General features: G+C 69.9%; 14 protein-coding genes and 3 pseudogenes. 11 read left to right on the top strand and 6 right to left on the bottom strand.

The window, feature by feature from the left end; genetic code table 11:
- Window positions 1-455: 455 nt before the first annotated feature.
- Window positions 456-633 (top strand): annotated as a pseudogene (locus PS271_RS31390) (YciI family protein); the annotation flags it as partial.
- On the opposite strand, the gene PS271_RS29280 reads toward PS271_RS31390, so the two are convergent.
- Window positions 628-1947 carry an MFS transporter gene (locus tag PS271_RS29280; RefSeq protein ID WP_398386039.1) on the bottom strand — a complete coding sequence of 440 codons (1320 nt, stop codon included), beginning with the start codon at window positions 1945-1947 and terminating at the stop codon, window positions 628-630. The pseudogene PS271_RS31390 and the gene PS271_RS29280 sit on opposite strands and share 6 nt — an antisense overlap.
- A 694-nt stretch (window positions 1948-2641) precedes the next feature.
- On the opposite strand from PS271_RS29280, the gene PS271_RS29275 reads away from it, so the two are divergent.
- From PS271_RS29275 to PS271_RS29240, 9 genes and pseudogenes are all read left to right on the top strand, one after another.
- Window positions 2642-3922 (top strand): radical SAM protein, encoded by a 1281-nt coding sequence (locus PS271_RS29275; protein WP_398386038.1) that lies wholly within the window; start codon window positions 2642-2644, stop codon window positions 3920-3922.
- Window positions 3923-3926: 4 nt separating this feature from the next.
- A complete protein-coding gene (locus PS271_RS29270) occupies window positions 3927-4529 on the top strand; it encodes a GNAT family N-acetyltransferase (RefSeq protein ID WP_398386037.1) in 603 nt (200 codons plus the stop codon).
- A gap of 5 nt (window positions 4530-4534) precedes the next feature.
- A complete protein-coding gene (locus PS271_RS29265) occupies window positions 4535-5008 on the top strand; it encodes a hypothetical protein (protein WP_398386035.1) in 474 nt (157 codons plus the stop codon).
- Window positions 5009-5033: 25 nt separating this feature from the next.
- The gene (locus PS271_RS29260) at window positions 5034-5777 is read left to right on the top strand and encodes a cytochrome P450 (RefSeq protein WP_398386033.1); all 744 of its coding nucleotides are present in this window, start codon (window positions 5034-5036) and stop codon (window positions 5775-5777) included.
- A 63-nt stretch (window positions 5778-5840) separates the two neighbouring features.
- Window positions 5841-6023, top strand: a complete 183-nt coding sequence (locus tag PS271_RS29255; RefSeq protein WP_398386031.1) for a hypothetical protein — start codon at window positions 5841-5843, stop codon at window positions 6021-6023.
- Window positions 6024-6301: 278 nt separating this feature from the next.
- Window positions 6302-6523: a hypothetical protein gene (locus tag PS271_RS29250; protein WP_398386030.1), complete on the top strand. Its 222-nt coding sequence runs from the start codon at window positions 6302-6304 to the stop codon at window positions 6521-6523.
- Window positions 6524-6590: 67 nt separating this feature from the next.
- Window positions 6591-7091, top strand: a pseudogene (locus PS271_RS29245) (IS5 family transposase); the annotation flags it as partial.
- Between the two features lie 624 nt (window positions 7092-7715).
- Window positions 7716-7916, top strand: a complete 201-nt coding sequence (locus tag PS271_RS31385; RefSeq protein WP_495656764.1) for a hypothetical protein — start codon at window positions 7716-7718, stop codon at window positions 7914-7916.
- Window positions 7913-8586, top strand: a pseudogene (locus PS271_RS29240) (IS630 family transposase). Before PS271_RS31385 ends, PS271_RS29240 begins: the two are co-directional and overlap by 4 nt.
- A gap of 158 nt (window positions 8587-8744) precedes the next feature.
- Here the strand turns inward: PS271_RS29240 and PS271_RS29235 are convergent.
- From PS271_RS29235 to PS271_RS29215, 5 genes are all read right to left on the bottom strand, one after another.
- Window positions 8745-10094, bottom strand: coding sequence for a lipase family protein (locus PS271_RS29235; protein ID WP_398386029.1), 1350 nt, complete (start codon window positions 10092-10094; stop codon window positions 8745-8747).
- Between the two features lie 218 nt (window positions 10095-10312).
- Window positions 10313-10627 (bottom strand): hypothetical protein, encoded by a 315-nt coding sequence (locus PS271_RS29230; protein WP_398386027.1) that lies wholly within the window; start codon window positions 10625-10627, stop codon window positions 10313-10315.
- Window positions 10620-10829: a hypothetical protein gene (locus PS271_RS29225; protein ID WP_398386026.1), complete on the bottom strand. Its 210-nt coding sequence runs from the start codon at window positions 10827-10829 to the stop codon at window positions 10620-10622. Before PS271_RS29225 ends, PS271_RS29230 begins: the two co-directional genes overlap by 8 nt.
- A gap of 13 nt (window positions 10830-10842) precedes the next feature.
- Window positions 10843-11472 carry a transposase gene (locus tag PS271_RS29220; RefSeq protein ID WP_398386025.1) on the bottom strand — a complete coding sequence of 210 codons (630 nt, stop codon included), beginning with the start codon at window positions 11470-11472 and terminating at the stop codon, window positions 10843-10845.
- Entirely contained in the window at window positions 11436-11861 is a 426-nt protein-coding gene (locus PS271_RS29215) for a helix-turn-helix domain-containing protein (RefSeq protein ID WP_398386024.1), read from the bottom strand. Before PS271_RS29215 ends, PS271_RS29220 begins: the two co-directional genes overlap by 37 nt.
- A gap of 126 nt (window positions 11862-11987) precedes the next feature.
- Between PS271_RS29215 and PS271_RS29210 the strand changes: the two genes are divergently transcribed.
- On the top strand, window positions 11988-12647 hold the full coding sequence (locus PS271_RS29210; RefSeq protein ID WP_398386022.1) for a cytochrome P450: 660 nt from the start codon (window positions 11988-11990) through the stop codon (window positions 12645-12647).
- Window positions 12648-13122: the final 475 nt, after the last annotated feature.

Below are 13122 nucleotides of genomic sequence, written 5' to 3'. Positions count from 1 at the left end.
CGAACCGGGGATACGGACGGAGCCCGGTAGACCCAGGATGCGGGAGTGTCCCTGGCGAATGGCACAGTGGGCCGGTGATCCCTTCCCCCTTCGCCGATGTCCCGCCCCTCCTGTACACCGACAGTGTGCACATACCCGTGGTGTTCCACGCAGTCCGGCGGCACGGCCGTTCAAGCAGTGGAGGACCGCGAAGTCGGCGCCATGGCCGGCGGCCGCCGGGTTTCCCGCGAAGAACGGCTGGTACCTGCCCACCACCACCTGGCGAGAGATCCTCAAGGCCGCTACCGAGGTGGGCCGGGACATCACCCCGAACCTCCTGCGACTGCCCCAGCTGGCCAGCAGCGAACTCGTCGCCCGCGTCGCCCCTCTCTACGCCTACCTGGGCACCCACGCCGCCGACACCAAGCACACCCTGCCCGCAACTCCGCGTCCGGGGAGCACGTCGGCGGCCGACCCCCTGCCGGGACGAGTGGATCGCCTGCGGGCCGCTGGTGCCCGACGACGGCGCGACCTGGCCGGGCACGGCGGCGCTGATCCGGGCGCCCGATCCGCGGACCGCGCGCCGCCCCAACCCCGGACCGGCCCGCCGATGTCGAGGTGCATCCCTGGCAGTTCGGGGGGCGTCCGTCATGAGTCGGAGGGGGCGGCGGGCGGGGTGGGGGCACGGCCCGCATCCTGAGACCCAGACCCATACCCAGACCCATACCCAGACCCCGACCCCGACCTCCCCGACGGCACTCCGCGCAGGAGGGGAAGGCAGGCCAGCAGCAGCAGGCCTGCCAGGGCCCAGGGGGCGCCGAGCCCGGTGTGCTGGGCCAGTGCTCCGCCCGCCGACGCGCCGATCGGCATGGCCCCCCAGGCGGCCAGGCGGTAGCCGCTGGTGACGCGGCCCAGCATGTGCGGTGGCGCGAGTCGTTGGCGGAGCGAGACGGTGCACACGTTCCACAGCACCACTCCGGCGCTGTTGAGGGCCAGCATCAGGGCGACCAGCGGCCACCACGGCAGCAGGGCGACCACCAGATAGCTGAGCGCCGACACGGACACCGAGACCTTCAGGCTCCGCCCGGACCCCAGCCACCGCGCGGCCCTCGCCGCCCCGCTCGCTCCGGCGAGGCTGCCGGCGGCGGCCGCGACGAGCATCAGGCTATAGCCGTAGGCCGGCAGCCCGAGTTCCCGTTCCACGTACACGACGAGCACCGCGTAGACCGCCTGCTGCCCCACCCCCAGAACCGCCACCACCACCATGAGCCGGCGCAGGACCTGGTCCCGCCCCAGGAACCGCAGTCCGGCCCAGGTGCCGCGCAGCAGACTCCGCAGGCCCCGCCCGTCGCCCCCCGCCCCCTCGTGCGCGGCCCGCGACGGCAGGCCCATGAGTAGCAACGCCGACGCCAGGAATGTCACGCCGTCCAGCAGGAACGGCAAGGGGTGCCACACGGCCCACAGCGCGGCCCCGACCGGCGGGCCCAGGAACCCCGTTCCGGTGATCTGCGCGGCGATGACCCGGGCGTTCGTCCGCTCCAGTTCGTGGTCCGCGGTCAGCATGGGAACGACGGCCTGCGCGGCGCAGTCGAAGAACACCTCGGCCACCCCCGAGGCGAACGCCAGCAGCACCAGCGCCGTCACCGACGTCCGCCCCGCCGCCACGACGGAGAACAACACGAGCAGCATCACGCAGCGCGCCAGATCCGCGCCGACCATGGGCCGACGTCCCGGCATGCGGTCCACCAGGGTACCGATGACGGGTGCGAGCAACCAGGCCGCCCGGCCCGCGGCAGCGACCAAGGACACCCAGAACACATCGCCGGTGGTCCAGGCCGCCAGCAGGGGAAGCGCGGCGAACCGCGCGCCGTCACCCACCGCACTGAGCGCGTTGGCGGTGACGAGCCGGCGCAAGGCCGGAGTTCGGGACCCGTCGGCCGGAGGAGAGGGTGGACCGGCGAATGTCATGGGCAGCGGATTCTTTCGTCGGCGGCACGTCGCGGCGCGCACACGAATACACCCGAAGGAACGGACGCGCCACAACCTGAAGCAGGCACACTTGCCTCTCCGCCTGCCCCCTCCGTGGCGAACTATTCATGCCGCCCGGCAGAGTTTGTGAACTCCTTTCGTGTGCCGCCGGATTGGTCAAAATCGATATCTGTGGCGGTTGACGCACCTCCCCTCCCGTGGCAGGGTCGATGAGTCGATGGAACGTCAGTTGCGATTGAGGCGTCCACGACTTTGCCGACAGTCTTGTTGACCCGTGCCGTCCGCCGCGACCCTCGAATGACGCAATGAGTTCGCTTGCGCAATGAGTTCGCATTGCGCAATGAGCGCCGGACGTTCTTCGACAGGGACCGCTGTATGCAAGAGCCTGCACTCGTGGCGCTCGCCCGCCATCCCGTCTTCGCCGAATCGGCGGGAATCCTCAGCCGATTATACGAAACCTACGATTTCCTTCTCGACTGCATCGCGCCCCATGAGTGGCCGACCGGCCCGGGCCAACGCCGGATCCTTCCGGAAACCGCACTGGAACCCATCGTTCGGCACGGACTCGACCAGGCGTTGCGCAGAATCCGCAACCCACCCGCCTGCAAAGCGGAATTGACCGCGCTCGCGGAAAGAAGACACGTCGACTCGACGCTCGCCGTACTTCATGTTCGTGGACGAGATCATGAGCCTGCGGACGCTGCGCAGCGTCGGCGAGGCGCTGTCGGCGACGTCCGCCGACGTGTACTGGTACGGCGAGACCCGGTTCGCCGGGGGCCTGGACGGCGAACTCGCCCGCCTGCTCCACGCCTCCGGCTGCCGCCGGATGAACTTCGGCCTGGAGTCGGCGAGCCAGCGGGTCCTGGACCTGATGCGCAAGGGCACGCGGATCGAGGACGCGTGCGAGAACATCACGGCGATGCTGGAAGCCGGCGTGCCGATCCACCTGTTCGTGATCCACGGCTTCCCCGGCGAGACCCAGGAGGAGGCCGCGCGCACGGTCGCGTTCGCGGAGGCCGTACGGCGCCTGTCCGTGGACCGGTACGGCGTCGCCCACACCACCTGGGGCGGATCCCCCTTCGTCCTGGACGTGCACTCGCCCGTCGGCACGCAGCCCGAAGCCTTCGGCGTGCACATCGAACCCCCGGCGCCGCTGGACGACCTGAGCCTGAGCCGGAACTACCGCACCGACGCCGGGCTGTCCCAGCAGGACAGTCTGCGGGTCGCCGAGGACGCCGCGGGGTCGGCCGGTGACACCACCGTCTGGTTCCGCGCGGCCGGCGACCCCATGGCGCGGGAGATCGAGGAGTTCACCTTCCTGCGCGCCTGCGTCGGGGCACCGCAACCCAGGGCGGCTGCCGTCCCGCTGTTCGACTGGCCGCCGCCCGAGCCGGACGCCCGGCTCGCCCTCGCCTCCGGGGTGACGTTCACCCGGGTTCCCTGGCCGACGACGGAGGCGGACGCCGAACCGGCGATGGCGCTGTACCACCCGGCCGAGGACAGGTTTCTCCAGCTCAACTGGACGGGGCACACAGACCTGCGGCAGCTGGACGGTCTGTCCTGGCGCGATCTGGAAGCGTGGCTGACCGACCGGGAGTGCCACTACCTCGGCTCCGGTCCCGGCGCCACGGCCGCCCTGCTGCTCAGGCACGGCTTCCTGGTGCCCTCGCGGCGGCAGGCCCGCCCGCCGGCCGCCCGGCTGTGCGCCGAGATCGGCACCGGGACGGAGATTCGCGACGGAACCCAGTACGTGTCCAACCCCGTCACGGGCGTGACGATCCGCCTCCGGGGCGCGGCCGTGGAGACGTGGCAGGGTTGGCAGAACGGCGTGGCACCCGCATCGACGGACGACCCCGTCACCAGTGCGCTCGTCCGCTACGGATTCCTGTACCGCGAACCGGTCGGCTCCGGGCGGGCGCAGCCGAGGTACCTCACCCAAGGACAGGCGGTGTAACGCAGTGAAGCAGTTCCCGACATCCGGCGAGGCCGCGCCGATGGTGCGCCCCATGCGGCCGGAGGACGAACCCGACGTGGCCCGCGTGCTGGCAGCCTGCGACGACTATCTCCTCGCGGCCACCGGCTTCCCCACCCTGCCCGCGGACGTACAGAGCCTGTACTACTCCCTGCCGGACGGCGCCGACTTCGAACAGAAACACCTGTTGGTGGTGTGCGACGGAGCGACGGTGGTGGGTGTGGTCGACGCCGTCGCCGGTCACCCCGACCGGCTCGGCTGCTCGGTGGGCCTGTTCCTCCTCGACCCGAAGGCGCGCCGCACGGGAATCGGCACGCGGGTGGCCCGGCACCTGCTGCGGGAAGCCGCGACGCGTGGCATGCGGTACGTGACCGCCACCTGTCCGCGGAGCTGGGCGCCCGGCCGGGCCTTCCTGGTGAAGATGGGCTTCGAGGTGAGCGCACCGGCACAGGACGCGGGACCGACGGTCGGCAACCGGCTCCGGTTCCCCGCGGAGGAGGGCCTGTGCACCGCCGTACGGAAACTGGACGGGGCGTCCGCGGACGGTGCGTCCGCGGACGACGGGCACCCGGACCGGGGCGCACCGTGACGGCGGTGGCAGGCCTCCTCGACGCGAGCCCCGAGGGCGTCGAAGAGGACATCAAGGAGGCGTACGCGCTGGTCCGCGCCTACGACGACGCCACCACGCTCGCGCAGGGCGGTGATCCGCACGCCGAGTTCGCGGCGCTGCGCCGACAGGGTGCCGTGCACCGGTCGACGCTCGAACGGGTGCTGACCGGAACCGACGGCGCCGAGGGGACGACGACCCCGGCCTGGCACGTCGTGTCGTTCACCGCGGCCGAGCAGGTGATCCGCGACGAGGACACCTACTCGTCGGCGGCCTACGACGACAGCATGGGCCGCGTGATCGGCAGGTCCTTCCTCCAGATGGACCATCAGGAACACAGGATCTGGAGGAACGTCCTGCAAGGCGGCTTCAACCGGCAGACGGTCCTTGCTCACCGCCAAGACGTCCGCTTGGCCGTGGCGTCCAGGCTCTCCTCCGTCACTGCCCGGGGGGGGCGGTGACCTGGTCGCGAAGGTGGCCTTCCCGGTGGCCCTGACGACCATCGCGCGCTTGGCGGGCCTGCCGCGCGGAATACGCATCGGCACTCTGTACACCTGGGCGGTGGGGCTGCGCGAGGATCCGGACGGCGAGGTCACCTCCGCTGTACGGGAGTTGCTCGACACGCCCTCGGCCTGGACACCGGGCAGCCTCATCGACCTCCTCCTGCGCGCGAAGAACCCGGTCATCGGAACGGGGCCACAACTCCTGCCCGCGCTGCGGTTGCTGCTGTCCACCGGCACCGAGCCACCGTTCCGTTCCCTCGCCACGCTGATGTACGCGGCTCTCACGGCCCCCTCCGTGCCGGCCCTCCTGCGCACCGACCTGTCCCTGGCTCCCACCGTCTTCCAGGAGTGCTGGCGTTGGGAGCCCCCGCTGACCTGGGTGTTTCGCCGCTGCACCACCGGGACGGAGCTGGCCGGGCAGAGGATCGACCGTGGCGAACTGGTCTGTGTCAACCTCGCGTCGGCCAATCGGGACGACAGCCGGTGGCGCCACGCGCATCTCTTCGACGTCCGCCGCGAGCAGCTGCCGAGCCTGGCCATGGGGACGGGCCCCCACACCTGCCTCGGGCGGCACCTCGCCGCCGTGGAAGCGCAGGAACTGCTGTCGGAACTGCACGACGCGGTAGGTTCCGCCTGGCCGACGGGGTGGACCCTGCACACCGACGGCCCGGCCGGACGCGGCTTCCGCTCACCCGGCCGACTCGGCGTCCGGCTCTGCAACACCTGACGGCGGCTCGGGAGCCGAGCCCACATCGGCTGGCCCGGCTGGACCGCGGCGGTCGTCGCGACCGTGGCCGAAGGGGTCGGGACGGCGGTGGCCCCGCTGCTCGCCGGCGAGCCGGCCGAGCGCGACGTGGCCGCCGACCAGGCCAAGGCCTTGGCCGCCGCCCTGGCCGAGCTGCCCTCCGATGAGGCCTTCGGCTTCCTCCTGGAGCGGTCCGGCAAGGGCCGTGAGCATCTCGGCCAGGTCTGAGAAGGGTGTCCTCAAGGGGCAACCAGGAGCGGAGACGCGCGCAGGCCCCAGGGGCCGGTCGTGCTCGGTTCCTGGGGCCTGTCTTTGGTGCTCAGTTAAAGGTGGTGGTCCGGTCAGCCGTCGGTCGGATCGCCCTCGGCTGTGCGGCGCCGAGCACGGCGAGCAGTGCGCCTCCGCCTGCGGCGGTCAGTACTCCTGCTCCGGCCATCAGCCATCCAGTGGAGTCCGCGCCGGTCTGAGCGAAGGAGCCCGTCGGGGCGTGCGAGGAGGTACTGGAGGTGGTCTGTTCCGGGGTCGGGGCTGCGGAGCTGGTGGGGGGCCGGGAGGTGGCCGGGGTGCTCGGGGTCGGCTTGGCCGACGGCGTGGCCGTCCAGCCCTTCACGGGCCTGCGCGATATCACCGTGCGTCTGCTTCATTTCCCGGCGCAGCCGTCGGTCACCCTGAAGCAACATGTCTGCGAACCCGATCCGCACCGAATGCCGGAGTTCAACGCTGCGTAGTCAGCACCAAGTCAGCACGGGAGGAACGACAACGTGGGATGACGTGGGCTTTTAGACCGTGTCCTACATGGTTGTTGGCCGTTGGTCTGGTCATGGGGAGTGGGGCTGGATTGTTCCTGGTGAGCTGTGGCAGTTGGTGAAGCCGTTGCTGCCTGCCGCGCGGGTGCGTCCGCAGGGCGGTGGGGTGGCGAACATCGATGACGAGGCAGTCTTCGCTGCAATCGTCTATGTACTGGTCAGTGGGTGCGCCTGGAGAGCTCTGCCGCCATGCTTCGGGGCATCGAAGTCGACGGTGCACCGCCGGTTCCTGATCTGGTCACGGGCCGGTGTCTGGGGCCGGCTCCACCAAAAGGTGCTCGAGTTGCTGGACAGGCAAGGGCTGGTCGATCTGTCCCGGGCTGTGTTGGATGCGGCCCATGTCCGGGCGAAAAAGGGGGGCGAACTTGCAGGCCCGTCGCCCGTGGACCGGGGCAGGCCGGGTTCCAAGATGCACATCCTGTCCGATGCTGCGGGGCTGCCCCTCCGCGTCGGACTCTCCGCGGCCAACACCCACGACAGCCTCGCCCTGAGCTCTGCGCGCCAGCGCGCGGCGTTGCTGCCGTCCAGTTGCCCAGCGAAGGCAGCACGGGCGGCGTCGACAAGTTCGGCAGGGGCCCCCGGACCATACTTGGCGGTCTCCCACAGCGCGTCATCCGTTGCCATGTCGAGCCCAGTGCAGGTCCGCAAACCCTGGCCACTGAGCACCTCTTCCAACACGGCGCCGAAAGTCCTCCTCAACTGGTCCTCGGTCGGCCAATCACCGAGCATGGACCCACCCCTCCCTGAAGCGAACGAACTGTCCCGTCCCTGTACGACGCCCGGCGCGATCGGGCGGGTTCCCGCCGCCGTCACCGCTCGCATCCTCCCGAACGATCCACCCGGCGACAACAACGCCGTCGAGCCGAAGCTCGGTAGTTGTCACATATTGATCTGAAACGGTTTGGGCTTTGGGTCGTTGGTGGGGTGTGAGCGATCTGGTGGGGGACGCGCGGCATCTGTCGCCGTCGGCGCAGGAGACCCTGCGACTGCGGGCGGTGGCTGCGTTAGTGGCGGGGCGGGACCGTGAGGACGTGGCGGCGGTGTTCGGGGGTCGCTGAAGGCGGTCGACAAGTGGTGGGCGAAGTGGCAGGCCGGCGGCCGGGAGGCGCTGGTCATGCGGCCGCGGGGCAAGCCGGTCGGGGTGCACCAGGTGCTCGGGGAGGCCGAGCAGGGCGCGGTGCGGCAGGCCGTCCTCGACCACCGGCCTTGTGACGTGGGACTTTCCGGGCAGTTGTGGACGCGGCAGCTGATCGGTGACCTGATCGCGAAGCTGTACCGGGTACAGCTGACCGAACCGGGGGTGGCAAGTACCTGAGGCGTTGGGGGCTGTCCTTCCAGCGTCCGGACAAGCGGGCCGTCGAGCAGCACCCGGAGGCCGTGCGCCGCTGGCACGAGGAGACCTGGCCGGCGATCCGGGCGAAGGTGAAGAGGGACGGCGGCGAGATTCTGTTCGCCGACCAGGTCGGCATCCGCTCCGACCAGGTCACCGGCCGCACCTGGGGCGAGAAGGGCAGGACACCCGTCGTGCGGCGGAGCAGGAACCGGTTCTCGGTGAACGCGATGTCGGCGATCAGCACCAAGGGCCGGATGCACTTCATGGTCTTCACCGAGAGCTTCACCGCCGAGGTGATGGCCGTTTCCTGGACCGGCTCGCCGGCCACTTCGACCACAAGGTCCACCTCGTCGTCGACGGGCACTCCGCCCACCGGTCCAAGAAGGTCCGCGACTGGCTCGCCGCCCACCCCGACGACGTCGAGCTGCACTTCCTGCCGCCCTACGCACCCGAGCTGAACCCCGACGAGTTGGTCAACGCGGACCTCAAGCACAGCCTGCCCAAGCAGCACCGGGCCCGCGACCAGGCCGAACTCGCCGCCGAGACACGCCGCTTCTTCCACAGGCGCCAACGCCAGCCACACATCGTCCGCGGCTACTTCGGCGGCCCGCACGTCCGCTACGTCCTGGACGAGAACCCCATCAGTTTCTGATCAATAGCCATCCAAGCCTGAAGGTGCCGATGCCGCGCCCAGGGCTACATGTGTGGCCATCACTATCGGAGACCGTGCGCTGCAGCGATGTGCGGTTTCTGGGCAAGGAGGGTTTCTAAGCGGTCTTGGCGAAGTTCGCTGCGGCCCCCGTCAGGTCCTCACCCGGCGGGGACCGTCTCGTCAGCCGCAAGTGAGTTGCCCTCGGCGATGCTGCCGCAGGAGGATGGGGCCTCCTTGCCGGCGAACCGGTCGCGCAGCCAGGCGAGCGCGGTGGGCACCGTGGCCGTGGGTGCGGTCAAGTGGCTGAGGGCGTCGTACTGCTTGTACCAGACCGCGGCGTCGCCCTCGGCGCAGTACTTCCGTGCCAGCGCCCGTGTGTCCCCGGCGACCGTGATGCCGTCGCCCGAGCCGATGCCCGCGATGTTGCTCGTGGTTCCCTCAAGGGAGCCGGCGTTGCCCTGGCCGATGTAGCCGGGGACGGTCGGGGTCGGTGCCAGGCCGAGGTTGGTCTTGTTGACCGCCTCGACGAGCTCGGGTACGGAGTTCGGGTTCGCGTACTCCGGCTTCGCCATCTTCTTCCACGTCAGACCGGGGTAGTGGCCCAGCGCGTCGGCGATCGAGGCGTGCTGGTGCTCGTTGACCAGCTGCTTGCCGTAGCCGTTCAGGTACTTCTTGAGGTCGAAGTCGTACGAACGCGCTTGCCCGATGAGCAACTCCGGGATGAGCCCGGACCACACCTGACTGCCTTCGATGTACCTGAGGATGTGTGAGGGCTTCACGAGCACCCCGCCCTCGGCGTATCCCACCAGGCGCTTGTTGACGTCAGGGGCGTATTTGGGCGCGAGGGAGGCGGCCCAGTTGGTCGCGACGGCGCCGCCGGAGTAGCCCATGAGGCCGACGCGCGCGTCGGGGCTGATGCCGGTCCTCGACGCCGCGCTAGAAGCGGCACGCAGGGAGTCCAGCGTGTTGTACCCGTACTCGCGGGAGGCCGTGAGGTGGGCGGCCTGCCCCTCGGTGTCAGGGAGGACGACGTCGTAGCCGGACAGCAGGAGCGGCGCCACGAGCGTGGACTCGCCGTTCGCGATCAAGCCGCCGGGCAGCTTGACGTTGCCCGCGACCGCCCGGGACGGACCGTCTTCGGGGTCGAGCGAGTCGTAGAACGACTGGTACGACACGACCTTGCGGCCGTCGCCGCCAGGGCTGCGCAGCACGGAGGTCACGCCTGCGGACGGGTGGCCCTGCTCGTCGGTGGTGCGGTAGAGCAGCTGCGTCGCCTGGATGGGTGTCGCGATACCCAGGACGTGGTACGGCAGCGTCCGGACCTTGAGCACGTCCCCGGGCCTGTACGAGGACAGCGGCTTGCTGCCGTTGTAGGTGTAGAACGCGTCGCTCCCGGCTGTCGTCGACGAGGACTGCTCCTGAACGCCGGACGCGACAGTGGGCACGGCGGCGACGGCGAGGGCGACGACGCCCGCGATCGCGGCTTGCCGCACTCTGAATTTGCGCATGACTCTCCCAAACGGTGTAGCGGATCAGAGAGAGGACCGCTACGGCTACGGCCCGAAGGGGGAAGTGGCCAAGGGTCGGTTCCGGCGCAACCTAACAAAGGGACACGGCAGTTGACCAGGGGTGCGCCAGAGTCTTCACGGGGCGAACGGCGGCTGAGTCAGTGACCCCGCTCCGCCAATTCCCTTGGGGTGCGACTCTTCTCCGGTGAGGTCGTCGTTCAGGCGGTGAGTTTGCAGTTGGCCTGGTCGGCGGCGGGATGGAGGCGCCGGTGTTCGGCCTGGACGTGGAAGTTCCAGTACGCCGGGAAGTCGTCGTTACTGATGACGGCGCGGAGGATGAGGAGGGCCTCGGCGCCCGGGACGCTCCATCTGCTGCCGGTAACGTCGAGCCTGTCGGCGAGGTGGCGGGCTGCGCCTTCGATGACGCCGCTGGCGATCGGCCAGCCGGCGGCGAGTGCCCGGTCGTAGTGGACGAAGTCGGCGTTGTTGTTGAGGTATTGACAGACTTTCGTCGGCGGCCGTGTGTTAATCACCCGTCAGCTTGCAGTGGTCGGCCTCGGCGCGGATCTCGTCGGCGGCCTGCTGGGCGTATCCGCGGAGGATGCGGGCTGTCTTGACGGCGATCCAGTTCTCGGCGTCCGCATCGGCGGGGGCGTGGAAGCAGCGGGAGGCGGCCCACTGGGTAGGCCGCGCGGCGAGGTGCCCGTTGCCGGGTCCTTTTCCGACGGCCCCCACCGAACCCACCGTGCTAAGCGATCTTGAGTATTTGGGCTGTGGCTAGCGTCATCGCAGCAGCCCGCCTGTTCAGGGCACGGTCGACGGCGGTGTGGAGCTCCTTGGCGGTGGTGTAGGCACGGACGGGCATGTCCTGGTACTTGGCCGAGCGCCAGATGCGTTCGATGCGGTTCAACTCCGGGGATCTGGAAGGGAGGTAGAACAGATGGACTCCTATGGCGGCCAGTTCCTCGCGACGTCCCTTGAAGGCGTCGGCGCGGTGGATGGAGGCGTTGTCCAGCACGATGGTGCAGGGCCGAGAGCGCTTGAAGCCAGCCGGCGACGTACTGAGTCGATCCGCTCCGCCGGGCAGCCTGGCGATGTGGTTGCAGACGAAGTCGAGCACCGTCGCCGCGTCGATCCGGTGCTCGACCGTGGTCCACAGCAGTTCGGGCTCGGGGCCGGTGTCGTTGAGCGCGCCGAGCACGTTGACCCGGCGGTTCTTGGTGTCCTCGCGGTTGACCACGACTCGTGTTCCGGTGCGGGCCCAGGTGTAGCCGGTCGGCAGGGTCGGGGAGAATCCACACTCGTCGAGGTAGTACAGGTCCTCGATGCCGACTTCGGACCTCAGCCGTACAGCCGCAGACCCTCCAGTCGTGCCCATGCGGCGGCCTGGAGGGCCGGGTCGGCCTGGTGCCGGATGCTGTCCCGGGTGCGTTTCCAGCGGAAGCCGTCCCGGTGCAGCAGCACTGACAGCCACGAGGAGTCGAGGACGACACCGCGTTCGCGGCGCAGCCACTCGGCCAGTGCCGGCAGCGTCCAGATCTCGCCTCGCACCGCGGCCTCGTCCAGCATCGCCTCCAGGGCATCAAGGTCCTCGCGCCCCCAGCGCGGCGGACGCCCCGGCCGCGCGGCGTCCGCCAGAGCCTCGAACCCTCCGTCAAGAAAACGGTGCAGGGCTTTGCGCACCGTGACCACGTGTTTGTCGAGAATCGACGCGATCTGGGGCGCGGTGCGGCCCTGGGCCGCGAGCCGCACGCAGTCCAGCCGCATCCGTTGCGTCCGGCACGGCAGCGCACCGCTCCGGCTGCCGGGAGGGCGATCCCGTCCTCCTGGCGCCCGACGGGTGGCAGCACCGCCTTCGCCACGGAGACCGATCTCGCCGCCGATGCCCCCTCGGTGGCACGAGCCACCCGGCGACTCCTGGAACTGGCAGCACGCGTCGCCGACCAAAGCCGCCGAGCCCGCCACGCCCACGACACTCCGGTACGTGCCCTCGTGCAGGCCCACGAGACCGGAACCGTATCCAAGGATGAGCTCCTCGGCACCATCGTCTTCCTGCTCTTCACCGGAGCCGACGCCCTGGTCCACCCACTGGGTGCGGGCATCTTCACCCTCCTGCGGCACCCTGCTCAACTCGACCAGTGCCGGGCCGACCCGGGTCTGTGGCCCCGGGCCGTCGAAGAAGTCCTGCGCTACCACCACAACGGCTCCCTCGGCCCACCACGCCTCGCCACCGAAGACGTCACCCTGCACGGCGTCACCATCCGGAGGGGACAGGGCGTGTGCGTGTCCATGCGCAGCGCGACCTGGGACCCCGGCCACTACGCCGATCCCTCCGCCTTCGACATCCACCGCACCACGGACGGCTCCGCCACCTTCGGCGCCGGCCCGCACTACTGCCTCGGCTCCGCCCTAGCCCGCCTGACCTTGCACACCGCATTCACCGCACTGTTCCACCGGCTGCCGGCACTGCGGCTGGCCATTTCCGCCGACGACGTGCCGTGGGACCGCGGATCGACCTTCACCGGCCCCAGCACCCTCCCCATCCGCTGGTAACGGCAAGCCTCCCAGATGGCTCAGCCGCCAGCTCCGGAGGCCACCGGCCATGGAACAGCACCGGAGACGTCGTCGCGAACCCACTGAACAAAAAGGTACTTGGTCGCTTAGAAGGCTTGCCGGTTGCGACTCGCACGGAACAGGTCAGTCACGACATCAGTGGACTCACGCCGCACGGCCACGGCACCCGCCCGGTCCGCGCCTGGACCGTCGGCACCAACAGCGGTATGCCCGACGGCTCTCTCACCCGCGGAGTGCCGGATGTTCGCCAACCCCACTGCCAGGTCACGCTCGTACGGAACTTCCACGCGACCCCGTTGAAAACCCGGCGGTCGTCCAGCCACCTCCTGCCCTCCCAGGACATGGACAGCCACGGCTGGAGAAACTCCGTACCGTAGCCCACTAAAGCGCAGCTCCGGCACGTCCGCGGGCTGTCACAGCCCCCCAGCCCCCCGCGTCGGCGTCTCGCAAATAT

The sequence above is a fragment of the Streptomyces sp. SCA2-17 genome, from assembly GCF_044336695.1.
This window is presented reverse-complemented; position numbering and strand designations above follow the sequence as displayed.

Bases quoted from the DNA above. Each gene is read 5' to 3' on its own strand.
- PS271_RS29280 (WP_398386039.1), bottom strand. From the start codon at position 1,947: ATGACATTCGCCGGTCCACCCTCTCCTCCGGCCGACGGGTCCCGAACT.
- PS271_RS31385 (WP_495656764.1), top strand. From the start codon at position 7,716: ATGCGGCCGCGGGGCAAGCCGGTCGGGGTGCACCAGGTGCTCGGGGAG.
- PS271_RS29235 (WP_398386029.1), bottom strand. From the start codon at position 10,094: ATGCGCAAATTCAGAGTGCGGCAAGCCGCGATCGCGGGCGTCGTCGCC.
- PS271_RS29220 (WP_398386025.1), bottom strand. From the start codon at position 11,472: ATGGGCACGACTGGAGGGTCTGCGGCTGTACGGCTGAGGTCCGAAGTC.
- PS271_RS29215 (WP_398386024.1), bottom strand. From the start codon at position 11,861: ATGCGGCTGGACTGCGTGCGGCTCGCGGCCCAGGGCCGCACCGCGCCC.